Annotated in this window: 25 protein-coding genes; 21 read left to right on the plus strand and 4 right to left on the minus strand. The window is 35.9% G+C overall.

Annotated elements, in window-relative coordinates:
* Window positions 1-159 precede the first annotated feature (159 nt).
* From argF to asd, 9 genes are all read left to right on the plus strand, one after another.
* Window positions 160-1,098 (plus strand): ornithine carbamoyltransferase, encoded by a 939-nt coding sequence (gene argF / locus BMY85_RS02445; protein WP_092475975.1) that lies wholly within the window; start codon window positions 160-162, stop codon window positions 1,096-1,098.
* 89 nt (window positions 1,099-1,187) lie between these two features.
* The gene (locus tag BMY85_RS02450; protein ID WP_242939661.1) at window positions 1,188-2,534 is read left to right on the plus strand and encodes a citrate/2-methylcitrate synthase; all 1,347 of its coding nucleotides are present in this window, start codon (window positions 1,188-1,190) and stop codon (window positions 2,532-2,534) included.
* A gap of 34 nt (window positions 2,535-2,568) precedes the next feature.
* A complete protein-coding gene (locus BMY85_RS02455) occupies window positions 2,569-3,360 on the plus strand; it encodes a biotin--[acetyl-CoA-carboxylase] ligase (RefSeq protein WP_092475981.1) in 792 nt (263 codons plus the stop codon).
* Between the two features lie 69 nt (window positions 3,361-3,429).
* The gene (locus tag BMY85_RS02460) at window positions 3,430-3,780 is read left to right on the plus strand and encodes a DUF6145 family protein (protein ID WP_092475984.1); all 351 of its coding nucleotides are present in this window, start codon (window positions 3,430-3,432) and stop codon (window positions 3,778-3,780) included.
* A 26-nt stretch (window positions 3,781-3,806) separates the two neighbouring features.
* Window positions 3,807-4,112 (plus strand): Dabb family protein, encoded by a 306-nt coding sequence (locus tag BMY85_RS02465; protein WP_092475987.1) that lies wholly within the window; start codon window positions 3,807-3,809, stop codon window positions 4,110-4,112.
* Window positions 4,113-4,123: 11 nt separating this feature from the next.
* Entirely contained in the window at window positions 4,124-4,891 is a 768-nt protein-coding gene (locus BMY85_RS02470; RefSeq protein WP_092475990.1) for a type III pantothenate kinase, read from the plus strand.
* Window positions 4,892-4,896: 5 nt separating this feature from the next.
* The gene (gene dusB / locus BMY85_RS02475; protein WP_092475993.1) at window positions 4,897-5,883 is read left to right on the plus strand and encodes a tRNA dihydrouridine synthase DusB; all 987 of its coding nucleotides are present in this window, start codon (window positions 4,897-4,899) and stop codon (window positions 5,881-5,883) included.
* Window positions 5,884-5,901: 18 nt separating this feature from the next.
* Window positions 5,902-7,128 carry a 6-phosphofructokinase gene (locus tag BMY85_RS02480; protein WP_092475996.1) on the plus strand — a complete coding sequence of 409 codons (1,227 nt, stop codon included), beginning with the start codon at window positions 5,902-5,904 and terminating at the stop codon, window positions 7,126-7,128.
* 257 nt (window positions 7,129-7,385) lie between these two features.
* Window positions 7,386-8,471: an aspartate-semialdehyde dehydrogenase gene (gene asd / locus BMY85_RS02485; protein WP_092475999.1), complete on the plus strand. Its 1,086-nt coding sequence runs from the start codon at window positions 7,386-7,388 to the stop codon at window positions 8,469-8,471.
* A 58-nt stretch (window positions 8,472-8,529) separates the two neighbouring features.
* On the opposite strand, the gene BMY85_RS02490 is transcribed toward asd, so the two are convergent.
* The 4 genes from BMY85_RS02490 to BMY85_RS02505 all read right to left on the minus strand — a co-directional run bounded on the left by BMY85_RS02490 (window position 8,530) and on the right by BMY85_RS02505 (window position 12,776).
* Window positions 8,530-9,345 carry a hypothetical protein gene (locus BMY85_RS02490; protein ID WP_092476002.1) on the minus strand — a complete coding sequence of 272 codons (816 nt, stop codon included), beginning with the start codon at window positions 9,343-9,345 and terminating at the stop codon, window positions 8,530-8,532.
* 205 nt (window positions 9,346-9,550) lie between these two features.
* Entirely contained in the window at window positions 9,551-10,786 is a 1,236-nt protein-coding gene (locus BMY85_RS02495) for an ammonium transporter (RefSeq protein WP_092476005.1), read from the minus strand.
* A 187-nt stretch (window positions 10,787-10,973) separates the two neighbouring features.
* Window positions 10,974-11,312, minus strand: coding sequence for a P-II family nitrogen regulator (locus BMY85_RS02500; protein ID WP_092476007.1), 339 nt, complete (start codon window positions 11,310-11,312; stop codon window positions 10,974-10,976).
* A 144-nt stretch (window positions 11,313-11,456) separates the two neighbouring features.
* The gene (locus tag BMY85_RS02505) at window positions 11,457-12,776 is read right to left on the minus strand and encodes a uracil-xanthine permease family protein (protein ID WP_092476010.1); all 1,320 of its coding nucleotides are present in this window, start codon (window positions 12,774-12,776) and stop codon (window positions 11,457-11,459) included.
* Window positions 12,777-12,988: 212 nt separating this feature from the next.
* Between BMY85_RS02505 and BMY85_RS02510 the strand changes: the two genes are divergently transcribed.
* From BMY85_RS02510 to BMY85_RS02570, 12 genes are all read left to right on the plus strand, one after another.
* On the plus strand, window positions 12,989-13,348 hold the full coding sequence (locus tag BMY85_RS02510) for a hypothetical protein (protein WP_092476013.1): 360 nt from the start codon (window positions 12,989-12,991) through the stop codon (window positions 13,346-13,348).
* A gap of 86 nt (window positions 13,349-13,434) precedes the next feature.
* On the plus strand, window positions 13,435-14,505 hold the full coding sequence (locus tag BMY85_RS02515) for an ABC transporter permease (protein WP_092476016.1): 1,071 nt from the start codon (window positions 13,435-13,437) through the stop codon (window positions 14,503-14,505).
* Window positions 14,506-14,508: 3 nt separating this feature from the next.
* The gene (locus BMY85_RS02520) at window positions 14,509-15,729 is read left to right on the plus strand and encodes an ABC transporter permease family protein (RefSeq protein ID WP_092476019.1); all 1,221 of its coding nucleotides are present in this window, start codon (window positions 14,509-14,511) and stop codon (window positions 15,727-15,729) included.
* Entirely contained in the window at window positions 15,729-16,412 is a 684-nt protein-coding gene (locus BMY85_RS02525) for an ABC transporter ATP-binding protein (protein ID WP_092476022.1), read from the plus strand. The genes BMY85_RS02520 and BMY85_RS02525 overlap by 1 nt, the downstream gene beginning before the upstream one ends.
* 149 nt (window positions 16,413-16,561) lie before the next feature.
* Complete coding sequence (locus BMY85_RS02530) at window positions 16,562-19,000, plus strand: GH36-type glycosyl hydrolase domain-containing protein (protein WP_092476024.1); 2,439 nt, start codon at window positions 16,562-16,564, stop codon at window positions 18,998-19,000.
* Window positions 19,001-19,180: 180 nt separating this feature from the next.
* Window positions 19,181-19,660, plus strand: coding sequence for a BACON domain-containing protein (locus BMY85_RS02540; protein WP_092476030.1), 480 nt, complete (start codon window positions 19,181-19,183; stop codon window positions 19,658-19,660).
* 269 nt (window positions 19,661-19,929) lie between these two features.
* The gene (gene asnB, locus BMY85_RS02545) at window positions 19,930-21,828 is read left to right on the plus strand and encodes an asparagine synthase (glutamine-hydrolyzing) (RefSeq protein WP_092476033.1); all 1,899 of its coding nucleotides are present in this window, start codon (window positions 19,930-19,932) and stop codon (window positions 21,826-21,828) included.
* A gap of 336 nt (window positions 21,829-22,164) precedes the next feature.
* Window positions 22,165-23,100, plus strand: a complete 936-nt coding sequence (locus BMY85_RS02550; protein ID WP_092476037.1) for a SagB/ThcOx family dehydrogenase — start codon at window positions 22,165-22,167, stop codon at window positions 23,098-23,100.
* Entirely contained in the window at window positions 23,100-24,203 is a 1,104-nt protein-coding gene (locus BMY85_RS02555; protein ID WP_092476040.1) for a hypothetical protein, read from the plus strand. The genes BMY85_RS02550 and BMY85_RS02555 overlap by 1 nt, the downstream gene beginning before the upstream one ends.
* Window positions 24,204-24,260: 57 nt before the next feature.
* Window positions 24,261-25,619 (plus strand): YcaO-like family protein, encoded by a 1,359-nt coding sequence (locus BMY85_RS02560; protein WP_092476043.1) that lies wholly within the window; start codon window positions 24,261-24,263, stop codon window positions 25,617-25,619.
* On the plus strand, window positions 25,594-26,256 hold the full coding sequence (locus tag BMY85_RS02565) for a CPBP family glutamic-type intramembrane protease (protein ID WP_177180589.1): 663 nt from the start codon (window positions 25,594-25,596) through the stop codon (window positions 26,254-26,256). The genes BMY85_RS02560 and BMY85_RS02565 overlap by 26 nt, the downstream gene beginning before the upstream one ends.
* A complete protein-coding gene (locus tag BMY85_RS02570; RefSeq protein ID WP_092476049.1) occupies window positions 26,249-26,971 on the plus strand; it encodes a SagF family protein in 723 nt (240 codons plus the stop codon). Before BMY85_RS02565 ends, BMY85_RS02570 begins: the two co-directional genes overlap by 8 nt.
* Window positions 26,972-26,989 lie beyond the last annotated feature (18 nt).

Consider the following 26,989-nt stretch of genomic DNA (forward strand, 5'->3'; position numbering starts at 1 on the left):
AAAATTCCCTGCCGTATTCTGTTTCTGTTCAGAAAGTTATTTTAGGAACAGTTTATAAAAATGTTTCAATTATTTACCGTTTATATATTGACGAAATGGATAAAGTATCATATCGTATAATTAAAACACAAAATGAATAATTATACAGGAGGGACGCATATGAATTTAAAAGGAAGAAGTTTTTTAACATTAAAGGATTTTACGCCTGAGGAGATTACATATTTAATTGATTTGGCAGCTGATTTAAAAGCTAAGAAAAAGCAAGGAATTACAGGTAATAGCTTAAAAGGAAAAAATATTGCACTCATTTTTGAAAAACCATCTACAAGAACAAGATGCTCTTTTACGATCGGATGTATTGACGAAGGTGGGCATCCTGAATATTTAGGAAAAGATGATATACAGTTGGGATATAAAGAAAGCATTGAAGATACAGCACGTGTCCTTGGCAGAATGTTTGATGGAATTGAATTTCGTGGATTTAAGCAGGAACATGCAGAAATGCTGGCAAAATACAGTGGTGTTCCAGTTTGGAATGGCTTGACAGATGATTATCATCCAACACAGATTTTAGCAGACTGTTTAACATTAAAAGAACAGTTTGGCCAGTTAAAAGGGCTGAAATTAGTGTATGTTGGTGATGGAAGAAATAATATGGCCAACAGTTTAATGATCGGGGCAACTAAACTGGGAATACATTTTACGAATATTGCACCAAAATCATTATGGCCTAAGGAAGAGTTAATTAAGCTCTGTGAAGGATATGCAAAAGAATCTGGAAGCAAAATTGAAATAACAGATGATCTTAATGCGGTAGAAGGTGCAGATGCAATTTATACAGATGTATGGTGTTCTATGGGGGAAGAAGATAAAGCAGCAGAACGGATAGCTCTTTTACAGCCATATCAGGTAAATAAAGAAATGTTTGCAAAAACCAAAAAGGATAGTACGATTTTCCTGCATTGCCTTCCGGCTGTAAAAGGAAAAGAAGTGACGGAAGATCTGTTTGAACAATTTGCTGATATTATATTTGATGAGGCAGAAAACAGAATGCATACAATTAAGGCTGTTATGGTAGCTACATTAGGAGAACAATAATAGTTTAGTTCTGTTTTATTATTGCATAATTTTGTGTCGGAAGATACTTGTTTGAAAGGAGACGTAGAATGCTTGAAAATGACAAGAAAATGGATAGCTTAATTAAGGAATACGCTGGTTATTGCCAAAACACATTTCAAATTGATCCTGAATTGTATACAAAGTATGAAGTAAAAAGAGGATTACGGGATATTAGTGGAAAAGGCGTGTTAGCAGGACTGACGGATATTTCGGAGATCCGTTCTTATACCATAGTAGACAGTGAGATAGTTCCTTGTGATGGAAAACTGTTTTATCAGGGGATTGACATTGAAGATATTGTACATGGTTTTATAAAAGAAGATCGTTTAGGATTTGAAGAGACCGTTTATCTTCTTTTATTTGGCCATCTTCCAAAGAATGAGGAATTAACTTCTTTTTGTGAATTATTATCTTCTTATCGTGAAACATTGCCTACTGGTTTTGTTCGTGACATAATTATGAAAGCACCGAGTAAGGATATGATGAATACATTAGCTAGAAGTGTTTTAACACTATATGCTTATGATGATAATGCAGATGATACTTCGATTGAAAATGTTCTTCGCCAATGCATGCAGCTAATAGCACTTTTTCCAATGTTATGCGTATACGGATATCAGGCATATAGCCACTATCATGATGGCAACAGTCTGTTTATTCATCAGCCGGTAAGAGAGTTTTCTACTGCAGAAAATATTCTGCATATGTTAAGGCAAGACAGTTACTTTACTCCATTAGAAGCGAAGATATTGGATTTGGCATTGGTATTGCATGCGGAGCATGGTGGAGGCAATAACTCTACATTTACTACTCATGTAGTTACTTCATCTGGTACAGATACTTATTCTTCAGTAGCAGCATCTTTAGGTTCTCTTAAAGGGCCAAGACATGGCGGGGCAAATATTAAAGTGGTGCATATGATTGAAGATATGAAGCAGAAGGTAAAAGACTGGACAGACGAAGAAGAAGTAAAACAGTATCTTTCAGACCTGCTGAATAAAAAAGCATTTGATAAGGCTGGCCTGATTTATGGAATGGGTCACGCAGTATATTCCATATCAGATCCTAGAGCAAGAGTATTCAAAAGCTTTGTGGAACGGTTATCGGTAGAAAAAGGCATGACAGAAGAATTTGGTCTGTATTCTATGGTAGAAAGGCTTGCACCTGAAGTAATTGCAAAAGAGAGACGCATTTATAAAGGCGTTAGTGCCAATGTAGACTTTTACAGCGGATTCGTATATAATATGCTTGGTTTGCCAACAGAGCTGTTTACACCAATATTTGCGATGGCACGTATTGCAGGATGGTCAGCACACCGTATAGAAGAAATTATTAATGATGGTAAAATTATAAGACCAGGTTATAAGAGTGTATCAGCCCACAAGGCGTATTGTCCAATGGACGAAAGAAAATAGGATAGATATAACGTGTAGGAAAGAAGAAAAAAGCATGAATCAGATACCACAGGCTATATTGAAAACAAAGGCTATAGGAAAAAAGATATTTTATTTTGATGAGATTGATTCAACCAATCTGGAAGCAAAGAAACATAAAGAAGAAGTGGATAGTAATGGAATGGTGTTTTTGGCAGAGCAGCAGAATCAGGGCAGAGGAAGGCTGGGACGGACCTGGGTGTCTCCAAAGGAAACAGGAATCTGGATGAGCATTTTGTTAAAACCAGATTTCGATGCCCAATTAGCGTCTCAGGTTACACTCTTAGCGGCACTTGCAGCAGCAGATGCCATTCGGCAGGCAACGAAGCAGGATTGTCGAATAAAATGGCCTAATGACCTTGTTCTCAATGGGAAGAAAGTCTGTGGTATTTTAACGGAAATGGGAGCTTGTGATGGACAAGTGCAGTACATGGTTGCAGGAATTGGGATTAATGTAAATACAGAGTGGTTTCCAGAAGAAATTAAGGAAACAGCTTCATCTTTAAGGATAGAAGGTGGAATCGTTTATTCACGGGAAGAGATCATTGCAGAACTGCTAAATAGCTTTGAAGTATACTATGATGAGTTTTGTGCAAGTGGAAGTTTAAGGAGTGTTGTAAATTACTATAATTCGCTGTTGATCAATAAAGGGAAAAAAGTTAAAATAGTAGAAGCTGTGAAGACAGACATTGGAATTGCCCTTGGAATTGATGAAACAGGTGGACTTAAAGTGCAGACAGAGGATGGAGAAGAACGAACCATTATATCAGGAGAAGTGTCCGTTCGTGGTTTGTATGGATATGTCTAATGTTTTGAAAGCACAGAACAGGCAAGATTATGAGTAGACTATGCAAAATCCGCTTGTGGAGGTATTTAGATGGATTTAGAAAATAGAGTGTTATGTGCGTCTAGTGCGTATGAGGAAAAATATTATTTTAATGAGTTTTATTCAGGAATTCCAACAGCAATTCAGGAAGAACTGCAGATTATGTGTGTGACATTCACATCGGAAGTTGGTGGAATTTTAAGTCTGGAATATGATGAAGAAGGTAATTTATCACTATCCGTGGCAGCAGATGAAGGGGATCTGCTTTATGATGAAATCGGTAGTGGTTTAAAGATAAAAGAAATGCAGAGAAATAAGAATGAGCTGTTTGAAGCACTTGAAACTTACTACAAGGTTTTTATATTAAAACAGGATTTATCAAGTTTGATAGAGGAAGACTGAAATCAAAATCTGAAAGGAGAAATGTCATGATTAGACATATCGTTTTATTTGATTTTGCCAAAGAGGCAGAAGGGAAAACAGCTATTGAAAATGCAGTGATTGCAAAAGATATGCTGTTAGCATTGCAAGATAAGATCCATGTTCTTAGAAGAATGGAAGTTGGGATTAATGAACAAGGTGCAGATGAAACTAATTATACGTTAAGCCTGACTTGTGATTTTGACTCTTTAGAAGATCTGCAGATTTATCAGACACATCCAGAGCACTTAAAAGTAGGAAGCTTTATTGGAAAGGTAAAAACACGGAGAAGCTGTGTGGATTATGAAATTTAGGGTGGGAGCATATGATTTTAACAGTAGATATCGGAAATACAAATATAACAATTGGAATGTTTGAAGGAAATAAAGTAGTTGGAACATTTCGGATGACCACAAACATCGTAAGAACATCGGATGAATATGGCATTTTCATAAAAGATGTTATTCGTGCAAAAGGATTTGATGGTGATGTAGAAGGTGTCATTATTTCAAGCGTTGTGCCAAAGATTATGTATTCTTTTGAAAATGGAATTATCAAATACCTGAATACAAAGCCAATCTGTGTAGGCGTTGGAACAAAAACAGGGATTCGTATAGAGGCCAGAAATCCTTCCGAAGTAGGGGCAGATCGTATTGTAGATGCAGTGGCAGCATATGATTTATACGGTGGTCCAGTTCTTGTTATTGATTTTGGAACAGCAACTACATTTGATGTGGTTTCAGAAGAAGGTGCTTTTATTGCAGCGATTACCTGTCCGGGAATCAAGCTGGCAGCTAATGCATTATGGTCTGGAACAGCAAAACTTCCAGAAGTGGAAATCAAGAAGCCATCTTCTATTTTAGCGAAAGATACAATAACAAGTATGCAGGCTGGATTAGTTTATGGATATATTGGACAAACTGAGTATATTATAAAAAAGGTGAAAGAGGAGTTAGATGTAGAAGAACTTCGTATCGTAGCAACTGGCGGGTTAGGAAAAATAATAGTGGATGAAACAGACTTAATTGATGTTTATGACCCAGACCTGACCTTATACGGATTGAAGTTAATTTACGATAAAAATAAAAGGTAGTTAGAATGAGTTTACAGATAGGAAATGTCAAAATAGATGGAAACTTAGCACTAGGACCTATGGCAGGCGTAACAGACCTGCCATTTCGTGTGTTATGTAAAGAACAGGGGGCAGACCTGATTTACACGGAAATGGTAAGTGCGAAAGGCATATATTATAAAAATAAAAACACAGATGCATTGTTAGAAATTGATGAGAGTGAGAGACCAGTTGCATTGCAGCTTTTCGGTTCAGATCCTGAAATAATGGGGAGTATGGCAGCACAGATTGAGTATAGGAATTTTGATATTCTAGATATTAATATGGGCTGTCCAGTTCCTAAGGTAGTGAACAATGGAGAAGGTTCCGCTATGTTAAAGACTCCTAAGTTAGCAGGAGAAGTAGTGGAAGCTGTTGCAAAATCAATCAAAAAGCCAGTATCCGTTAAATTTCGAATTGGTTTTGAAGGAATAGATGAAAATATTGTAGACTTTGCAAAGCGAATGGAAGCAAGTGGAGCAAAATTAATTGCTGTTCACGGAAGAACAAGGGCACAATATTATAGTGGGACTGCAGACTGGGATATCATAAGACAGATAAAGAAGGCAGTTTCCATACCAGTTCTGGGAAATGGTGATGTGTTCACACCACAGGATGCAAAAGCAATGTTAGAACAGACCGAGTGCGATGGGATTATGATTGCAAGGGGCGTTCGAGGGAATCCGTGGTTATTTAAAGAGGTTAAAGCATATTTGGAACATGGGGAATTGATTCCAAAACCAAGCTGTGAAGAATTAGTTGGAATGGTGCTTCGTCATGGAAGGCTTCAAGTGAAGTGGAAAGGCGAAAATATTGGTATTAAAGAGATGAGAAAACATGTGGCATGGTATACAACGGGGTATAAAAATTCAGCAAAGTTAAGAAGCAAAGTAAATGAAATTAATACGTATGCAGATTTAGAGAAAGTCATGTATACGTTTTTGGATATGAACCAGAAGACACAAACGTTTTAAATCAGGAGGAATTATGGAATGTCTAATCAAGTAAATCTTTTAGTGGCCCAGTCAGGAGGACCTACTGTCGCAATCAATGCAAGTCTTGCAGGCGTAATTAGCCAATCAATGGCAAGTGGAAAGATTGATAAAGTTTTCGGTGCAAAAAACGGAATACAAGGAGTATTGAAAGAAGAGCTTATTGTATTGTCTGACATATTTGATAATGAGGAGAAAATAAAAGATTTACAACATACGCCATCAATGTATCTTGGGTCTTGCCGTTATAAGTTAAAAGATCCGCATCAAGATGAATCCGATTATTTAAGAATTATCGAAGTATTAAAAAAGCATAATGTAAAGTATTTTTTTTATATTGGTGGAAATGATTCCATGGATACGGTTGCAAAGCTTTCAAAGTATGCAGAAGATATGAACGATGAAATTTATGTTATGGGGGTTCCAAAAACAATTGATAATGATTTAAGGGCAATTGACCATACACCAGGTTTTGGAAGTGCGGCGAAATATATTGCTACATCCATTTTAGAAATTGCACATGATACAGCTATTTATGATATGGAAAGTGTTCTTATTGTTGAAATTATGGGAAGAAATGCAGGATGGCTTGCGGCATCTAGTGTGTTAGCCAGGACAGAGTATTCCACAGCACCAGATTTAATTTATCTTCCAGAAAGACCATTTTCCACAGCAAGTTTTGTAAATGACGTGCGCCAGCTTTTAAAAAAGAAAAAGCAGATTATCATTGCTGTTTCAGAGGGGATCTGTGATGTAGAAGGAACCTATGTTTCTTCACAGGAGGCCAATACCGATCAGTTTGGACATGTTCGTTTAAGTGGAACAGGAAAGTACCTTGAACACTTGATTCATGATACTATTGGATGCAAGGTCCGTTCTGTGGAGTTAAGTGTATTGCAAAGATGTGCATCCCATATTGCGTCACGCACTGATTTAGAAGAAGCATTTGAGTTAGGAAAACGTGGAGTAGACTACGCTATGGAAGGTGCTACAGGCTATATGGTCAGATTGCTTCGTACTTGTGAGGAACCATATACAGTAGAGTATAGCATTGAAGATATTGATAAAATTGCCAATGAAGAACGAAGAGTGCCACAGGAATGGATCAATGAGTCTGGCAATGATGTTACAGAAGAAATGGTAACTTATCTGAAGCCGTTGATTCAAGGGGAAAGTTTTGTAACGTATCAAAATGGACTGCCAAGTTACCTGTTCATAAAGCTCTAGATGAGATCTAGAAAACAAAGCAAACGAGATTGCATACTAGTAGATATAAACAAAGGAATATGAATAAGCAAATACTGCTTATTCATATTTCACAAAATTTTAAGTTTTTCAAGGTTTCTATTTGATTTTTTTAAGAAAAGAGAGTAATATACTTAATACAAAGACAAATGTTCGCGTATGAAAAACAGCAGAGGAAAGTTTGTATGCGAGAATATTTATATTACATACAACATCATAAGGGAAAGAGGGATTTTATTATGAGTGAAAGATTAAGAGTAGGTATTTTAGGTGCAACAGGAATGGTTGGCCAAAGATTCATTGCACTGTTAGAGAATCATCCTTGGTTTGAAGTAGTTACGGTAGCTGCAAGTCCAAGAAGTGCAGGAAAAACCTATGAAGAAGCTGTTGGCGGACGTTGGAAAATGGATACACCAATGCCAGAAGCAGTGAAGAATTTAGTAGTAATGAACGTAAATGAAGTAGAAAAAGTAAGCAGTTCGGTTGATTTTGTTTTTAGTGCTGTAGATATGTCTAAAGATGAAATTAAGGCAATTGAGGAAGCTTATGCAAAAACAGAAACACCTGTTGTTTCTAACAACAGTGCACATAGATGGACACCAGATGTTCCAATGATTATTCCAGAAGTAAACCCAGATCATGTTGAGGTTATCCAATATCAGAAAGAGCGTCTAGGAACTAAGAAAGGTTTTGTGGCAGTAAAACCGAACTGTTCTATCCAGAGTTACACACCAGCTTTAGATGCATTAAAGGAATTTGGTCCAAAGCTTGTAGTAGCAACAACATACCAGGCTATTTCCGGTGCAGGAAAAACCTTTAAGGACTGGCCAGAAATGGTTGAAAATGTTATTCCTTACATTGGTGGAGAAGAAGAAAAGAGTGAACAGGAACCTCTTAAAATCTGGGGCCATATTGAAGATGGCAAGATCGTAAAGGCAGAAGGACCAGTTATCACAACACAGTGTATCCGTGTACCAGTTTTAAATGGCCATACAGCAGCAGTATTTGTTAATTTTGAAAAGAAACCTACAAAGGAGCAGATTATTGAATGCTGGAGAAATTACAGTGGACTTCCACAGGAACTTGGTTTACCAAGTGCTCCTAAGAACTTTATCCAGTACCTTGAAGAAGACAACCGTCCACAGGTAAAATTAGATGTGGATTATGAAAATGGATTTGGTGTTTCTTTAGGAAGATTAAGAGAAGACAGTGTATTTGATTACAAATTCGTTGGTTTATCCCACAATACAGTCCGTGGTGCTGCAGGTGGTGCGGTATTATATGCAGAGTTATTAAAAGCAAAAGGCTTTATTGAGAAGAAATAATAAAACATATTGATAAAAAGGAAAGCATTCCATATTTTTTCAATGGAATGCTTTCCTTTTATTTTTCAGGCAGATCGAATAGATATCTTATAAATGCAATCGTATTTTCCTTATTAGGTGAATTAAAGGTAACAGTTAATACGGGATGATCCTCGTAACCGCCCAGTTCTTTATACTTTTTACAATCCGATAAATCAATGCCAAATAAATATGGGTCACCGGATTCATAAGCAGGACTGTCTGTACCATTCATGATTTCATCAAATGAGATCTGGTTGTCTTTGCTGGTATCGTCACTGTTTGCATTGGTGGATGCCAGAATCAGTTTATCAGATAAAGCGGATTTTATATCATTTGGAAGATAAACCTCCAGGTTTTTCAGATTCCCGTAATAAGCATGTCTCCTAAAGTCTTCTGGAGATGCAACGATAACGTCAATAGCACCCGTATACATAAGCGTAGTTAGTTTTTCATCACCAGACATTGGAGAGCCGTTACCTGCTTGAAAATAAAAGTTATCATCAATATTCACAAGATGGTATTTATCCCCATGGAACTGTTCTGCCAATTCATCGTGCATGTGGTTGACTGCATCGTCATTTAATTCATCCATAAGGACAGCAACGTATAAAATCTCTTTTTTATGAGGACCAAATACTACAGTTCCTAAGTAGATTACAAATGCTGCAACTACTAGTATTATCGCAGATTTTAAGAGATAATAGTCTTTGATAAATTCCCATTTTTCTTTTGTACTAAGTTTTTTCCAAGTTTCTTTTACCTTGGGTTCTTCTTGCCTGTTATTATAAATAGAAGCATCGTCATCTAAAACTGTTTTTTTAACTTCGTTTTCCTGCTGTTTTTTCTGTTCCATAACACCCATCCTTTTGTATGTAGTTTACTTAATATAGTGTATCATAGAGGCATGTATAAATAAACTCATATATTCTGAAATCTTTATAAATGATTTCAGACAGTGGAAGCATATACAAAAGAACCCCCACAATGTGAGGGCTCCTTTGCTAGATTAATTAAGGGTATTACGATATGTATGTCAAGTCTATACGACTTACGAAACACTAGATATTAGACTGGAAGTCTGCGTATGCACTACATCCATGTTCATGAACATCAAGTCCATCTTCTTCTTCCTGTCTTGTTACTCTTAGGCCAATTGTTTTGTTAATTGCAGTAAAGATGATGTAAGCGCTAATGAATACAAAAGCTCCAACAGCAGCAACACCTAAGCACTGAATTCCAAAAAATTTAAATCCACCACCGTAGAAAACACCTTTTTCTGTATCAAACAGTCCTGTGAGAAGTGTACCAATAATACCACATGCCCAGTGAACACCAGTTGCACCAACAGGGTCATCAATTTTAAGAACACGGTCAACAAATTCAATTACCAATACTACAGCGGCACCACAGATAAGACCGATCATAATAGAACCCCAATAAGAAACACAGTCACATCCAGCAGTAATACCAACAAGACCTGCAAGAGAACCATTTAGTGTCATGGAAACATCAGGTTTTCCATAACGAATCCAAGTAAGAGCTAAAGCAACTAATGTAGCAGCTGCAGCGGCTAAGTTTGTAGTAATTGCAATATCACCAAGACTTGAGTTGGCTTCAACAGTAGAACCACAGTTAAATCCAAACCAGCAGAACCAGAGAATAAATACTCCTAATGCACCAATTGGAAGGTTGTGTCCTGGAATAGCCTGTGGTTTTCCATTTTTGCCATATTTACCAATTCTAGGTCCAAGAATTTTAGCACCAACTAAGGCACACCAGCCACCAACTGCATGAACGGCAGTGGAACCAGCAAAGTCGTGGAAGCCTATGTCAGATAACCAGCCTCCGCCCCAGATCCAGTGACCTGTAACGGGGTAGATAAAGATAGAAATACAAGCACTGTATACTAAGTATGCAGAGAATTTCGTACGCTCTGCCATTGCCCCAGATACGATAGTAGCAGCAGTAGCACAGAACACTGTCTGGAAAATTAAAAATACTCCAAGTGGCAAGCCATTATATAATCCATCAGCATCTGCTAATTTAGAAGGATTGAAAAATCCGCTTGTTCCAATAACAGGATTGTCACCTCCGAACATAAGGGCAAAACCTATAATGAAGAAGAAAAGAGTTCCCATAACAAAATCCATCATATTCTTCATAATAATATTTCCAGAGTTCTTGGCTCTTGTAAAACCTGCCTCGACCATTGCAAAACCTGCTTGCATAAAATAGACCAGAAATGCACCAAGCATTGTCCAGACGATATTTAAATAAAATTGTGTATCCTGCATAATAACCTCTCTTTCTATGCGTTTGATGTTGTATTTCGATTAGGAATCAGCACGCATGATAAATAATTTTATTTCCGATTAATATTGTAGCTAGCATTTGAATGCTAAAGAGAAAGAGGACAACACTTTCTAAAAAGCATTATCCTCTTTGATAATTTATTTTCCATATTCTATTACAAAGTATGTATTACAAAGCTTTTTCTCCACGTTCACCAGTACGGATACGTACGGCATCTTCTACGTCGTAGATAAAAATTTTACCATCTCCATAGCTGCCGGTATTGATTTCTGCAACAACTCTTGTGACAATTTTTTCTGCCACATCATTCTCTACAACCGATTCTACTTTAACTTTTGGAAGTAAATTAACATTATATTCAGCACCACGGTAAACCTGTTTATAACCTTTCTGGTTTCCATATCCCATAATGTTTGTTATCATAATGCCATTTGCATCACTTTCATCCAGAATGGACTTTAAATCTTCTAACTTTTCTGGTTTAATTATAATTTCAAGTTTTTTCATATGAAATACCTCCTTTTGCTGGATTTACCACTTAATTAATATTAATCTAGATTAAAAAAAACAGGCGCTTCTTATCACTAAGAAACGCCTTTGTTGTATTTTATTATACGACGGAATTGGAGAATGTCAATACTAAATTTAAAATTATTTGTTTTCCGAAGGTATGCCGAATTCATAATCATTACCTGGAAGTATGATGTTTAGCAGAATTCCAGCAATTGAGGCAATGGCTAAGCCAGATAAAGAAATTTTGGTATCAAAAGCCGTGAAAGTAATACCGCCTATGGTGTTAAAGCCTAAAGCACTGACTAAAATAACAGCAGAAATAACAAGGTTTCGAGTGTTAGTAAAGTCAACATGGTTCTCTATCAGATTGCGGATACCAATGGCAGAAATCATTCCATACAGGATAAAAGAAATACCACCAATAATGCTAAGTGGAATAGAACCGATAAATGCTCCAACCACTGGGAAGAATGATAAAAAGATAGCAAAGCATGCTGCAATGCGCATAACAAGAGGATCGTATACTTTTGTTAATGCAAGAACTCCTGTGTTTTCACCGTAAGTTGTATTTGCAGGACCACCAAAAAGTGCAGACAGACTTGTTGCCAAGCCATCTCCAAGAAGCGTCTTATGAAGTCCTGGACTGGAGATATAGTTTTCTCCCGTAGTAGCACTGATAGCAGAAATGTCTCCAATGTGTTCCATCATAGTAGCTAAAGCAATTGGTACAATGGTGACAATTGCACTAAAATCAAATTTTGCTAGCCCATAATCAGGGTATGGAATGGCAAGGAGTTTCGCAGAGTGAATAGAAGAAAAGCTAATTACATCCAGTCCACCCAGTTTCATAAAACATGCAGCAATGTAGGAAACAACAATACCTAAAATAATCGGAATTATTTTTATCATTCCTTTCCCAAAGATATTGCATATAATTACAGTAGCTAAGGCAATAAAAGCAAGAACCCAGTTTTGGGAACAGTTGTTTATGGCATTAGGGGCAAGAATAAGTCCAATGGAAATAATAATAGGTCCAGTAACTACTGGTGGGAAAATCCTCATTATTTTTTTTACACCAAACAATTTTATAAATGCACTTAATAATACATATACAAAACCAGCAGCCAAGACACCGCCACAAGCATATGGAAGCATTTCGTTATTAGGCAGGCCGCCTTCTAATTTAGGGGCAACAGCAGTGTATCCACCTATAAAGGCAAAAGAAGAGCCAAGGAATGCAGGTACTTTTCTTTTAGTTAAAAAATGGAAAAGAAGAGTTCCTAAACCTGCCATAAATAAAGTGGTGGTAACACTTAAACCTGTAATCATTGGCACCATTACGGTAGCTCCAAACATGGCAAATGCATGCTGTAAACCTAAAACCAGTGCTTTAGGCCAGCCTAGCTGTAAGACATCATAAATTTCATTTGAAGTATCTCTTTTTTTTGTGTGTTTCATAATAACCTCCATTCTAGTAGAAAGATAATTCGTTCATGTAAAATGTTTCAAATTAAAAATAAAGGAAAGCGAAATATTTGTCAAACTATTTTTGTATAAGTTCCATTAGAGAATTGTAGTTTTATAGCAAAAGTTGACAAAAAGGTAAAAAAGTGGTATAAAAGCAGGGAATTATTAGTTAGGACTCTAATTAATTTAAGGAGGATAAAGAAGTGAAAAATAAGTTAAAGTTAGGTGTAATGATACTTGCTGCTGGAATAGTAGCGTCAATAACCGTTTCTGCAATGACTATTACACCGTACGCAAATAGAGAAACTGGAGGAGTAACATTACGAGTTGTTGCTTGGTTCAATTCGGGTTATAAGACAACAAGTAGTGATGCCACGTATGGTGTTCAGGCCAATAAATACATAAAACAATGCTGGGTTAGAATTAAGGAAGGTAGTTACGATCAGACTGAGTATAGCGAAGCATTTACAAGAGCAGAAGCCAAGCAGGGAAAGGCAGAATTATCTAAAACTAATAATCCATTTTCTGATGCAACATTAACATGGGGATGGAAATATAATTAGTATTTTTGATAAAATATCCAAGTATGCCAGAGGAGACTGCTTGGATATTTTATATTGTGATAGGAAATCAGGAAAGGAATTAAGATATGCGGCAATATTTTCATAGGACAGGTTTGCTGTTTGCGATATTTATTATGGTTGCAATGCTGTTTTCCCTTTGCAGTATTGCAATCGTAAATAATCGACATATAGAAAAAATACTTCCTATTTTGTCAGAGCACTATGCTGTAATCCAAAATTCAGGAAATGAAACGATTCCGTTAAGCAAATATAGGGATGCTTTTGAGGACATGGAAAAAGGATATACGTCAGGGGTACTGTTTTCGGATGGTCATAATCGTGCCTTGTATTCAAGTGATAAAACATTAGAAAAGCTTCCAATGGCAAGTGGCAGGATCTTTGAAAAAAGCGATTATGTAACAAAAGCGGATGTCGTTCTGATTCGGGAAGATATGAAAACGTTATGTGAATCAAGAGAAGGGAAGCAATACTACCGTTATAATGGGGCAGAGTTTCGGGTTGTGGGAATATACAAAGATAGAAAACATAGTGATATTACAAGTGCAAAGTGCATTTTTAATCTCTGGTCAAAATCTTTAGGGCAATTTACAGAGTGGAGTGCTGGTTTTTTTGATACAGGAGAAGACAGTCTGCAGGTATTGGGAAATTTAAAATCGTTTTCTAAGCTGGAACTGGAGTATTATTCCGTTCAAAGTGAAAAAGGAGATGTTTTTTCTGATGTTGTGGATAATCTGAAGTTCATGCTTATGCTCTATATAGGGGTTGCAATGCTTGTATTTTTAAATGTATTCTTGGCAACAAGCAATTGGCTCAGTGGAAAACAGAAAGAGATTGCAATCAGGAAAATGGTAGGAGCTTGCAAAAGACAGATTTACGTATGGCTTACAGGCAGTTTTCTGTCATTAGTAATTCTTTCTGTTTTTATAGGGGCTCTTCTGGTAAAATTAATTTTAGTCGTGATTAATACATGGGACATATCCCCATCTATGGTTCTTATGTTTGGAGATTCCTTAAGCTGGAGTGGGATTTTTGTGACACTGGCTATGATTTTGGGAATTGGATTGCTTATTATACTATGTACCTTAAAATGGCAGCTGGAAAAGGAAATTATTCAAGTAATTAGGAGGGAATTGTAAAAGATGAACAGACAAGTGCGATTCCTTTTTGGAGATATGAAACATACGTTATTTCATTTCTGCATTAATTTCATGCAATTGACGGCAGGACTGATTCTCTGCTGTTATGTTTTGACAATATGGCACGATTTTCGTATTGTAAAGAATCAAATACGACAGGCTACGGAATATACCGAAATCTATATGCTTCGAGATGATACCTCGTATAAGAAGTTTGATACAATCATAAATGAAAAAGTGTGTTTGAAAAAGTTAGGAGAGCTTTATGAGTATATCCAAGAGGAAATAAATAATGCAAGGAATTCTTCTGGTTTTTATTTAGCTGATTCTAGCATGAAATTCTATTATTCTGCAGACGCAAGCATTCCAAAGCATGTTGCGGAGTATGATTCCATAACTGGTACCTATCATTCCTTAAAGCTTTCCGTAACAGCAAACTTTTTTGAAATATTTCATCTTGATTTAGATGAAGTGGAAAAAGAAGATGTGGAGGCATTTGATTTTCCATATAAAGAAAAACAGGAAATTCCTGTAATTTTAGGGGCGGATTTTAGAACGGTTTACAAAAAAAATGCTATTATCCAAGATAGAGATGGATTACCATATAGAGTAATTGGTTTTTTAAAGAAAAATTCTAATTATGTTGCACCTGATGAATCACGGAAATTGTTAAGTCTGGATAAGGTTATCATTACACCACAGATAATTGACAAGACAGATTCTCTTAATATAGTAAGATATATACAGAATTTGTATATCATGTCAGATAAAAGAGAGATTGCAGATAACATAGTGGATTTTTCCAGAAGCAAAGGATTATTTGATTTATCAGTAATTAATTTTTCCTATCAGTTAGATTGCATAATATCAGATACGGAGGATGAAATCTTTATAAATTCCGTATTTATGTTTATTATTTTACTATTTACGTGTGTTGGAATCATAGGAAATCTTCTTCAGTTTATCACAAATAATAAAAAAGAATTTGCGATAAATCTTCTTTGTGGAGCAAATCGGACAGATATTATTTTTCGTATACTATTACAGATTCTGGTAATGATGGTGCTGGGAATTCTGACGGTGTTTTTCCTTTTTGGATTTACGAAAAGCTTTTGCTTGACGGTGCTTTTTGCAGCTGTGCTTACGATTGCCGTTATGGGGTATCCAGTGTATTGGGTAAAAAGACAGACGATTACTACAATGATAAGGAGGAGTTATGAATAATGTTAATTCGTTTAAGGAATATAAGTAAAGTCTACAAAGGGGCAGGATTTCAAGTAAATGCATTGTGTGATGTGAATTTAGATATTCCAGAGGGGGAAATACTGGCGATTATGGGAACTTCTGGATCTGGCAAATCAACTTTGCTGAATATTTTAGGGTGTCTTGATATACCAACTGGAGGAAGCTATCTGTTAGATGGAAAAGAAATTTCCGATTACTCAGAAAGGGAAATGGCACATTTACGAAATGATGTGTTTGGCTTTGTTCTTCAGGATTTTGCATTAATTGAACGTTATACAGTAGCGAAGAATGTAATGCTTCCATTATATTATGGAACTGTTCCAAGAAGAAAGCGGACAGAGAAGGTGGAGAGTATTCTGAAAAAAGTTGGATTGCTTGAAAAGAAAAACCAGATGGCATTGCATCTTTCAGGAGGACAAAGGCAGAGAGTAGCCATTGCGAGAGCCTTAGTAAATGATTCTAAAATAATCCTTTGTGATGAGCCAACGGGTGCTTTGGACAAAAAAACAGGTAATGATATCATGGAGCTTTTTAAGCAGATGAATAAAGAGGGAAAAACAGTAATCATAGTAACGCATGATCCAGTGATTGCAGATATGTGCCATAGGGTTGTTGATATTTCGGATGGAAAGTTAGTGGAACGAGAAGAAAATAAAAATTAACGAAAAGGATTTAGTGGTAAAGTATATAATAAATACATTGAAAAAATAATGTATTTATTATATAATAAACCTATCTTGCATATATGGGTTACGAAAAAGTTTCGTAAATTTCATAGTAAATTATTGACAAGCAGAAAAGGAGAATAAAGATGAAATTTGGTTATTTTGATGACGTGAACAAAGAATACGTAATCACAACGCCTACTACACCATATCCTTGGATAAACTATTTAGGCTCACAGGAATTTTTTTCTTTGATTTCTAATACAGCAGGAGGTTATTCTTTTTATAAGGATGCAAAATTAAGAAGAATTACTCGTTTCCGTTACAACAACGTACCTTTAGATTTGGGTGGCGGACGTTATTATTATTTATATGATGAAGGTGATTTCTGGTCACCAGGATGGGCTCCAGCTAAAAAGGAACTTCAATCCTATGAATGCCGTCATGGTATGGGATATACAACAATTAAAGGTAAGAGAAATGACGTTTCTACAGAAGTAACTTTCTTCGTTCCTTTGAATTTTAATGGGGAAGTACATAAAGTTGTTGTCAAAAATGAAAGCGATAAAGCAAAAACATTAAAATTATTCTCATTCTTGGAATGGTGTTTGTGGAATGCAGATGATGATGATAGAAATTTCCAGAGAAACTTTTCAACAGGTGAAGTGGAAATCAAAGGTTCTGTTATTTACCATAAAACGGAATATAAAGAAAGAAGAAATCATTATGCATTCTTCTCTGTAAATGCACCTATTGCAGGATTTGATAGTGATAGAGAAAGTTTCATCGGAACATATGGCGGATTCGATGCTCCTAAAGCTGTGGTGGCAGGACAGTCTAATAACTCTGTAGCAGACGGATGGTCTCCATGTGCTTCCCATTGTTTAGAAATGGAATTACAGCCAGGTGAAACTAAAGAATATGTATTTATTTTAGGTTATGTAGAAAACCCTGTAGAAGATAAATGGGAATCCAAAGGCGTAATTAATAAAACAAAAGCAGAAGCTATGATTGCTCAGTTTGCTACAACTGCTGATGCTGACAAAGCTTTAGCGGAATTAAAAGCAGATTGGGACAGATTATTATCGAAATATATCTTAGAGTCTGGCGAAGAAAAACTGAACAGACAGGTTAATATCTGGAACCAGTATCAGTGCATGGTTACATTTAACTTATCCAGAAGTGCTTCTTATTTTGAATCAGGTGTAGGCCGTGGCATGGGATTCCGTGATTCCAATCAGGATATCTTAGGCTTTGTACATCAGATTCCAGACAGAGCAAGAGAAAGAATTATTGACATTGCATCTACACAGTTACAGGATGGTGGAGCTTATCATCAGTACCAGCCATTAACGAAGAGAGGGAACGATGCTATCGGTGGTAACTTTAATGATGACCCATTATGGTTAATCCTTGCTGTTGTTGCCTATGTAAAAGAAACTGGAGATTACAGCATCCTTGATGTTATGACTCCATTTGATAATGATATGAGTGTTGCTACACCATTAAAAGACCACTTAAAGAGATCGTTTGATCATGTCATCAACAACTTAGGACCTCATGGACTTCCACTTATTGGACGTGCTGACTGGAATGACTGCTTGAACTTGAACTGTTTCTCAACAGAACCAGGAGAATCTTTCCAGACAACAACAAGTAAAGATGGTCGAGTGGCTGAATCTGTTATGATTGCTGGTATGTTTACATACATTGGGGGATTGTATGCAAGATTAATGGAAAAAGTCGGAGATATGGATGAGGCAAAACGTGCGGACAGTGAAGTAGATAAAATGAGAGAGGTTATCATGAAGGATGGCTGGGACGGAAAATGGTTCATCCGTGCATATGATGACTTTGGTAAAAAAGTTGGTAGTGAAGAGTGTGAAGAAGGTAAAATCTTTATCGAATCACAAGGCTTCTGTGTAATGGGTGGCTGTGGCATCGAAGATGGCAAAGCCATTGAAGCACTTGACTCTGTTGAAGAAAGATTAGGAACAAAATACGGTTTAGTTCTTAACAATCCAGCATTTACAAGATACGTTGTAGAATACGGTGAAATCTCAACATATCCAGCTGGTTATAAAGAAAATGCTGGTATCTTCTGCCATAACAATGCTTGGATTATGTGTGCAGAAGCTTGCGTTGGACGTGGCGATAAAGCTTACGATTACTACACAAGAATTGCTCCTGCATTCTTAGAAGATATTAGTGAAATTCATAGATTAGAGCCATATGTATATCCACAGATGGCTGCTGGTAAAGATGCAAGACGTTTTGGGGAAGCGAAGAACTCCTGGCTTACAGGTACTGCTTCTTGGAATTTTGTAGCAATTTCCCAGTTCATCTTAGGTATTCAGCCAGATTTCGATGGCCTTAAGATTGATCCAGCAATTCCAAAGGCTTGGGATGGCTATAAAGTAACAAGAGAATTCCGTGGCGATATCTTTGAAGTAGAAGTGAAGAACCCGAACCATGTATCAAAAGGTGTAAGTTCTTTAGTTGTTGATGGAAAAGAAGTTGCTGGAAATGTAATTCCTATGTTTAACGATGGCAAGAGACATACTGTTGTTGCGACTATGGGATAAATGTTTTATACGTGAAAAGAATAATAAAAAACCAATAATAAATAAGATTTGTAAGATAAAAGAGCATGTGCTTGTTTGGGAGCACATGCTCTTTTGGAATATATATAATAAAATTATGCAAAAAAGACTAACAATAATTTGGAAAATATGTTATGATAAAAGAAAAAAGGAGGAATATTTATGAAAAACTATTTAAAAAAAGTTATAGGGGTTGTTATGGTTTGTGCACTTTGTATTGGGGTGATGCCACAAACAGTAAATGCTAAAATTGATCGAAGACGAACAATGGTTATAACAGAGGACGTATTTCCACTGTTTTTAGATTCATCAGATGGTTCAACAACAATTAGATCAGCTTCAATAACGGTTTCGTATGCACAGCAGTCTGGAGCAGTTTATGTTTCTTCTGATGAGACTTGGCATGCAGTTGCTACAGCCGGCTGGATTCGCATTACAAAATTAGGTTCTATAGTAAAATATGAATTAACTCAGAATAACGGTACAACAATGAGAACTGGTACGGTTATTATTTATGGAGAAGGATATAGGGGTGAATTTGTTATTAACCAGGAACCAAAAGAAAATCAGAAACCAAAAGAAAATCCAACAATTTCAATAGCACCATGGGAAGACGGTGGAACTATAGAATTATACTTATAAAGTCGTACAGAATTAAGTATTATTAAGTAACAGGTAGTAGAGGAGCATGTATTTGGGAAGATACATGCTCTTTTTGAACGTAATAATTTAGGAAGAAATTGTGCATTTTGAACTAGTAGTAGAAAAAGACTGTTAGGAAAGAGTAAAAATATATATTTAGTGTATACGTTTTTAACAATAAAAAGGATTGCTTTATCTTACATATTGTACAATTTGGAAAAATGTGATATACTTTATTATGAATTTGTTTATATCACAAAGGAGTTACTATGTGTGGAATATTTGGAGCAGTGAATAGCGGACTTTCAAATGAACAGTTAATGAAGGCGGGAAAAAGTCTTCAGCATAGAGGTCCTGATGAAATTGGATTATATATAGACCAGCATGTTGCGCTGGGAAGCCAAAGGTTAAAAATTGTTGGTATAGAGAGTGGAAAACAACCTTTTTTTTCTGATGACAAGGGGATTAAGCTGGTTTTCAACGGAGAGATATATAACTATCAGATTCTTAAGAAGGAACTTGAATCGGCAGGATATCATTTTCGGTTAAATTGTGAGGGGGAAGTTCTGCTTCATCTTTATGAAGAATACAAAATGGATATGTTTTGCCGTATTGATGGACAGTTTGCCTTGGCAATATATGATGCCGAAGAGGAAAAATTATATATTGGGAGAGATTCCGTTGGAATCTGTCCAGCATATTTTTTAATTCAAGGTAGTGCATGTTATTTTGCTTCTGAGATAAAAGCTTTGGCATCCATGGTTCAAAGGAAAATGGAGATAAATCCACAGTCGTTATATGAACAATTTACATATTGGACAACATTAGAGGAACGAAGTATATTTAAGGATGTATGTCAGGTACCAAAGGCAAGTTATGTAGAAATCAATAGCAATGGACAGTATGAAATTTATCAATATCAGAAATTTTCTGATTATGACCATTCTATTTTATTTAAAAATATAGAGGAAATAAAAGAAGTTATAGAAAAAAGTATGAAGGAAGCAATTTCCAAAAGAATTATGTGTGACTCGGGAGTAAAGTGGGGAATGTATCTGAGTGGGGGATTAGATTCAACCATTATATTTAAGTTGCTTGACTCTATGGATATAAAAAAGTTTCCTATATATTCTATTTCTTTTAAGCGAAAAGGAATTGATGAATCTGCATATCAGAAACTAGCATGTTCTAATCAGATTCAAAATTATCATGTAGTTGAAATAGATGATAATAAATTAATTGATAACATTCAAAATACGTTACATCATTGTGAAGCACCACTTTATAAATTTGGGGCAGTTCCTATGTATATCTTGTCAAAAGAGGCGAGAAAGGATGGGACAAAGTTTGTTCTAAGTGGAGAGGGTGCGGATGAAATCTTCTATGGATATGACATTTATAAAGAAACTTTATTAAGAAAATATCTTTCTAAAAATAATTATTCTGAAATTCGACTAAAAGACATAAAACATGTTGTACCACCGCAAAATAGAAATAATAAATATATGATGCAGGGTTATGAGCAGTATTATGCTGCTAGTTCAGTGAATCTGGATGATCCCTTGTTTTGTATCAGGCCTAGAATTGAAGCTAGTTCTATTATATACAAATATTTTAATGAAGAGCTTAGGAAGGAAATAGACAGGGAAAATCTGGACAAGGCTATTAAAACACATTATAAAGCAGAAAATTCTTTAAAAATGCTGAAGCAATGCCAGAAAGTTGAAATGGATAATTTATTAGCGGGGTATCTTTTGTCTATACAGGGGGATAGGGTATTAATGGCCAATTCAGTAGAGGGAAGGTATCCATTTTTGGATAATGAGCTTATATCATTGGCTTATTCCATTCCGGATTACTTAAAATTACATGGGTATAATGAAAAGTATATTTTAAAAGAGACTTTCTCAGGCATATTGCCAAAACAGATTGTAAGGCGTAATAAATTTCAATACTCCACACCAGGAAGGGAATTAATACATAATAAATTTGAATTTTTTGAAGAGTATCTTACGAAAGCAGCTTGTGAAGAATGTGGTCTGTTTGATTATAAGTTAGTGAAAGATTTATTAGAAGATAGAAATATGGCTATCACCACCGATATGCTGCTTGTATTTATCGTAACAACCCATATGTTTTATAAAATTTTTCAGAAATGGGCTGGGTAATGCCTACAAATGAATGGGTACGGGAAAGGAGGAGAGGCTTATGTTAAAACATACAAGTCACAATTGCGCTACTAGCGTAGTAACAGGTACAGTTCAGGTTAGCCCTGGAGCAAGTTCAACATGTACAGGATCTGCATGCTCATGCTGCAGCTGCACATGCTGTTAATTTTATAGAAATTACATAGCAATACTTTTTTCATCATTGGATTTGTAACACAAACTCAATGGATTTTGATATACCCATTCATTTTATAGGATAAATAAGACGAAAATAGGTTGAGTTATATCAACTTATTTTCGTTTATGAAGTTTAAAGGAGAAGAGGGAGGCTAAGCATTGGATAAAAAGGCAAAAAAGTACTTGGATGAACATATGCATTATCGTGAAACGATTAATATGAGTTCTCAATATACATTAATTTCGCCATATGCAGATACGACGGTCGTTCGAACACCTGAAGTGGTTTTAAAGGGGATTTATCATTCAAGAGTAAATCGTTTTTTAGGAGAAGAATATTTACTTAATTTTAGAACTTATGGTGCAAGGCTTGATTTTCGAATTGGTATTAGCAGATTCCGTGCCAGAGATGCACAGTTATCATTTGCTATGAAAGAAAAAAAGGAAGAAGCATATGAGACAATAAAACTTCCAAAACCGAAAAAAGTCCGTACAGCTTTTAGTACAGTAATACAGGCAAGAAGAAGTGTTCGAAAGTTTGATGGGCCAATTCCATTGCAAGATTTGTCTACCATTTTATATTTATCAAATGGAATTACAGGGTATATGACATTACGGGACGGAGAAAAAGATGCGGATAAGATAAAACTGCATGCGAATCCATCTGGTGGAGGTTTTTATTCTGTAAAGCTTTATTTGATTATCTGGAATGTAACTGGATTAGAAAGAGGAATATATGAATATTATCCATACCATCATACACTTAGACTTATATCAGAAGGGTTTAAACAGGAAGATTTAGAAAGTTTAGCTGGATTTGGAGATATGGATATTACTACAAGTGCGTTCTGTGCTGCTTATGTATATGATATGTATTTAAACTCCCATAAATATGGAGATGCTGGAATGGCATATGCGTTTATTGAAGCAGGAGAAATAGCAGAAAATGCACAGCTTACGACTACAGGACTTGGATATGGAGCCTGTGATATTGGAGGATATGATAAGCAGTTTATTGAAGAATTGCTGGGATTAGACGGCGTTAGCAAACAAGTTATTCATTTTACTGTATTTGGAAATGGAGGAGTTATCTAATGGGAAACAAAGATAGAGTGTATGCGTTTCGAGATAGTGTAAGAATATGGGATAATGGTTCAGATGAAATCAGAATTCGTATGGGTGTATTCAATTTTGAGGAAGTATCATTAGATATGTCTACAGTTTCTGAAACAACAGCTGACTATTTAAGGGATGTAATGGAACAGTTACAGACGGAAGAAGGATATGATTTAGAAAGCCTTTCACAAGAACTTTTAGAACCATATGAGAAAGAAGTTGTGGAAACTATAATAAATGAGCTCCATGAAACGAATTATTTGGTAACACCACATGAAAATAGTGTAGGAAAAGAATTAACATTATCTTTATTAGGATATTTAGAACAAGATGAATTAGAATCGGAAGAGGATTCAGAAAAGAAAAAGATTATCTTTTATTCTGATGATGCATACGCTATCCAGTCAGCAAAAACCCTTGCAGCAGATATTAAAATGTCTATGGATATTTTAGAAGAAAGCGAAATGCAGGCAATTAAGGAAGCGGATTTAACTTCTAATTTAGATGGTCTGTCTACGGTTCAGGCTCTTAATCGGTTTGGAGAGAGGTTTAAGCCATATGATGCAATTATTATGTGCGTAAAGAATTTAAATGTAGTAAATATGCGTAATATAAACCGTATTTCGGTAGAATTCAAGATACCAGTCATCTATACATTTATAGATGGACCAGTTATAGGTGCCCTCGCTACAAATCCTTACTATACGGGCTGTCTTGAGTGTTTTGAATTAAGAACATTGGCAAGATTAGAGGATCATGTATCCTATCATAATTTTGTAAAAATACAAAGAAAAGCAAAAGAAACTAAGAAAAAGACCAATATTGGCCAAATACCACTGCTTAATATGCTTGTAAATATTGCAGTTTCAGAAGCGTATACATTTAAGCGCATTGGTGTCTCCAAATTTACAGGAAGACTGCTTACCATTTACATGCCTACTATGGAAATTCAGGTACAAGATTTATTAAGAGTACCTTATTGTCCGGCATGTGGAGCTATAGCGAAAGCAGCATTGGAGGAGAAAAATGTTTCATCTAGGGCATTAGTAGATGAAATGGTAAAGAACGCATTGACAATGTAAATAAGAACCAAAAGTAAACAAGTTTACTTTTGGTTCAAATAGAAATGGGGAAAAGATATGCTTAAGTTTTATCCATCATTCGATCATATTATGAATGAATTCAAATATGTAGGTGGCAACCTTACAGGACTTATGCATGGTGTAATTGCACCAATGGTACATATGCCACCAGAACCTAATTTAAAGTCTATGACAGGCAGGATGCCTCATTATCATAAAGAAACATTTCATGACCCGGAAAAGAATGTAGAGTATCACTTAAGTGGTTATGGTATTTTTAATGAAGAAGCCATGATCCGTTTAATGGGAGAAAGTGTTGAACGTTACGCACCAATTGGAATTGAAAAACTGTTTCGTGACAAGGTCGAGTATGCAAGTTATAAGGAAATATCCAAAAAGGGAAGAACGATGCCTTTGGAATATTTGAATATATTTGCACCTGAGCAGCAGAAAATGATTGCACAGATTATGCCCTCTTATTCAAGTGAAATGGCGACAGAGGATGATATTATTGGCTGGATAAGCTGTCCATCTTTAGTGCATCCTGGAGAAAATACTTATGTGCCAATGCAGCTTCTTCTTACTGGTTTTATCAAAAACCAGGAAGCGGGGGAAAAGTATTTTGCACCAGCATTCTCAACGGGTACTGCTTCGCATAAATCGGTTGAAAAGGCATTGTTAAATGCATTAATTGAATATGTGCAGATTGACTCATTTGTTATCTCATGGTATACCATGCAAAAGTCTAAGCGAGTAATTATTGACAATCCAGATGTACTGGAATGTTTGGAACGTTGTGGTTTTGGAAAAGATTCACCATATGAGATTATTCCATTGTATGTTACATTGCCAGATATGGATTTTCCGATTTATACGGTTGTATTAAGAAGAAAAGATGATAAATTTCCGTATTTAATTGTTGGGACCCAAGGTGATTTGAATGCACCAAATGGTGTATTGAGAGGAACTATGGAGGCAACTGCAATTATTTTCATGCATATGTTTCATGCACTATTTGATCCAGAAAAAATAGAATTTTCTAATAAAGAATCCATTTTCTCTGATTTGGATACCAATGTATTGTATTATGGAGTTCCAGATAAAGCAGATGAGATTAACAATCTTCTGGATCAGTTAATGGATCAGACCATTTTGCTTTCAGAAATTCCATCTCGTTTTGAACATGATACCAAAGGACAGATTTCACACTTAGTAAAAGAAATCTCAAAAGTAAGTGAATATGCAGTGTATCTGGATATTACACCTCCCGAGGTAATGGAAAAGGGCTGGAGTGTTATGAGAGTCTTGGTTCCAGAGTTGTGTGCTATGTGTTTGCCAGGGTTTCCGTTTAAGAATCATCCAAGATTAAAGAAATATGGTGGTGTTGTCAATGAGTATCCACATCCTTTGCCTTAATGTCTTGTTACTTACTGCAACTTGTTATCCAACTGCAATTCCACAGATTATGCTTCCATATCTGGCTAGATATGCAGGAAAAAGGGGCAATGCAATTTATTTATGTATGTGTAATATTCTGTATGTCATATTATGTGTAATTAGTTTGATGGTACTGCCAAAAAGATTACCTGTTTTGCTGCCTGCCTCTGCACTATGGTATCTGGCGGCAGTCATAACAGGTGCTGTGGTGATTTACCTGGAGTATCTGATAGGAAAAGGAATTATGATGCTTCAAGGGAAAAAGGTGAAGGGCTTTGCTGTCAATTCCAGCTGGCAGAATGCAAGTGCTTTTGTAACGGGTTCTACTATCGTGCTGGCAGTATTGGAAGAATGGAATTTCCGACTAGTCTGGAACGAGACTTTAGTGGAACAGATAGGACTTCCAGTGTGCATATTTGTACTGTTAAGCGGTGTGTTCTATGCAATGAACCATCTCTATTTTGGTATTGAAACTTTTCTGCAAAAGCTGATAACAGGATTTATTTTGGCACTATTATATGTGTTTAGCGGAGAAGTTATTTTAATTCCTGTTCTGGCACATGTTTTGCAGAATGTATTGATTATTATTATGGGAAGGAGCAGAAAAATTGAGTAAAAGTCTTGTAGTATTGCTGGTGGGCGTACTTTGCCTTGCAATATGGCTTTTTCTTTACATGTTATCTTATTCCAACATGTATATAAAAAATAAGCTGACATTACTTATGTCCTCGGCATTTGGTCTGCCTGTTTCTTATGCATATTCCATATTTGCAACAATTATTTACTGTCTTCTTCCGCTTATTAGCTGCTTTATTCTTGGTAAAACTGCTGGTTTCCATTTTTTACAGCTATTTTCTTTTTCCTATGGAGGAATGCTTCTTCTTGTAATTATGATGGCGGTCATTGGTGTAATGTCGGTGATGGCAGTATTCTTGATGGTGATTTTAACAATAAAACCAAAAATGAATATTCAAGAAGAAATGTCAAAAATAAAGTGGATTGAAGGTATTTTTATGGTACCTGCAAAAGTTGCCTGGCTATTGCCTATGTGCAGTGCATGCTTCGAAGAAGTATTTTTTCGGGGAGCATTTTTAAAAGGGTTAATGGTAAGTGGCATGAATACGTTAGCAGCAGTGGGTATTGTGACGGCTGCGTTTGTTATTAATCAGTGTATTCTTGCAGATACGAAAGTACAAAAGCTGATTCTAGGAATATCAAGTTTCGCAATTTCAGCAATAGGCAGCATAGCATTTCTAGCATGTGGCAGTATTATTCCGTCTATGATTATGCATGCATCCTTTGCAGGGTTTTACACAAGTGGAAAGAAATAGTATAATAAGAGAAAGTAT

Origin of the sequence: [Clostridium] polysaccharolyticum (assembly GCF_900111595.1) — a bacterium.
Lineage (GTDB): Bacteria > Bacillota > Clostridia > Lachnospirales > Lachnospiraceae > Clostridium_AI > Clostridium_AI polysaccharolyticum.

Coding starts and splice junctions, on each gene's coding strand:
- argF (WP_092475975.1), top strand. CDS start 160: ATGAATTTAAAAGGAAGAAGTTTTTTAACATTAAAGGATTTTACGCCT.
- BMY85_RS02450 (WP_242939661.1), top strand. CDS start 1,188: ATGGATAGCTTAATTAAGGAATACGCTGGTTATTGCCAAAACACATTT.
- BMY85_RS02455 (WP_092475981.1), top strand. CDS start 2,569: ATGAATCAGATACCACAGGCTATATTGAAAACAAAGGCTATAGGAAAA.
- BMY85_RS02460 (WP_092475984.1), top strand. CDS start 3,430: ATGGATTTAGAAAATAGAGTGTTATGTGCGTCTAGTGCGTATGAGGAA.
- BMY85_RS02465 (WP_092475987.1), top strand. CDS start 3,807: ATGATTAGACATATCGTTTTATTTGATTTTGCCAAAGAGGCAGAAGGG.
- BMY85_RS02470 (WP_092475990.1), top strand. CDS start 4,124: ATGATTTTAACAGTAGATATCGGAAATACAAATATAACAATTGGAATG.
- dusB (WP_092475993.1), top strand. CDS start 4,897: ATGAGTTTACAGATAGGAAATGTCAAAATAGATGGAAACTTAGCACTA.
- BMY85_RS02480 (WP_092475996.1), top strand. CDS start 5,902: ATGTCTAATCAAGTAAATCTTTTAGTGGCCCAGTCAGGAGGACCTACT.
- asd (WP_092475999.1), top strand. CDS start 7,386: ATGAGTGAAAGATTAAGAGTAGGTATTTTAGGTGCAACAGGAATGGTT.
- BMY85_RS02490 (WP_092476002.1), bottom strand. CDS start 9,345: ATGGAACAGAAAAAACAGCAGGAAAACGAAGTTAAAAAAACAGTTTTA.
- BMY85_RS02495 (WP_092476005.1), bottom strand. CDS start 10,786: ATGCAGGATACACAATTTTATTTAAATATCGTCTGGACAATGCTTGGT.
- BMY85_RS02500 (WP_092476007.1), bottom strand. CDS start 11,312: ATGAAAAAACTTGAAATTATAATTAAACCAGAAAAGTTAGAAGATTTA.
- BMY85_RS02505 (WP_092476010.1), bottom strand. CDS start 12,776: ATGAAACACACAAAAAAAAGAGATACTTCAAATGAAATTTATGATGTC.
- BMY85_RS02515 (WP_092476016.1), top strand. CDS start 13,435: ATGCGGCAATATTTTCATAGGACAGGTTTGCTGTTTGCGATATTTATT.
- BMY85_RS02520 (WP_092476019.1), top strand. CDS start 14,509: ATGAACAGACAAGTGCGATTCCTTTTTGGAGATATGAAACATACGTTA.
- BMY85_RS02525 (WP_092476022.1), top strand. CDS start 15,729: ATGTTAATTCGTTTAAGGAATATAAGTAAAGTCTACAAAGGGGCAGGA.
- BMY85_RS02530 (WP_092476024.1), top strand. CDS start 16,562: ATGAAATTTGGTTATTTTGATGACGTGAACAAAGAATACGTAATCACA.
- BMY85_RS02540 (WP_092476030.1), top strand. CDS start 19,181: ATGAAAAACTATTTAAAAAAAGTTATAGGGGTTGTTATGGTTTGTGCA.
- asnB (WP_092476033.1), top strand. CDS start 19,930: ATGTGTGGAATATTTGGAGCAGTGAATAGCGGACTTTCAAATGAACAG.
- BMY85_RS02555 (WP_092476040.1), top strand. CDS start 23,100: ATGGGAAACAAAGATAGAGTGTATGCGTTTCGAGATAGTGTAAGAATA.
- BMY85_RS02560 (WP_092476043.1), top strand. CDS start 24,261: ATGCTTAAGTTTTATCCATCATTCGATCATATTATGAATGAATTCAAA.
- BMY85_RS02565 (WP_177180589.1), top strand. CDS start 25,594: ATGAGTATCCACATCCTTTGCCTTAATGTCTTGTTACTTACTGCAACT.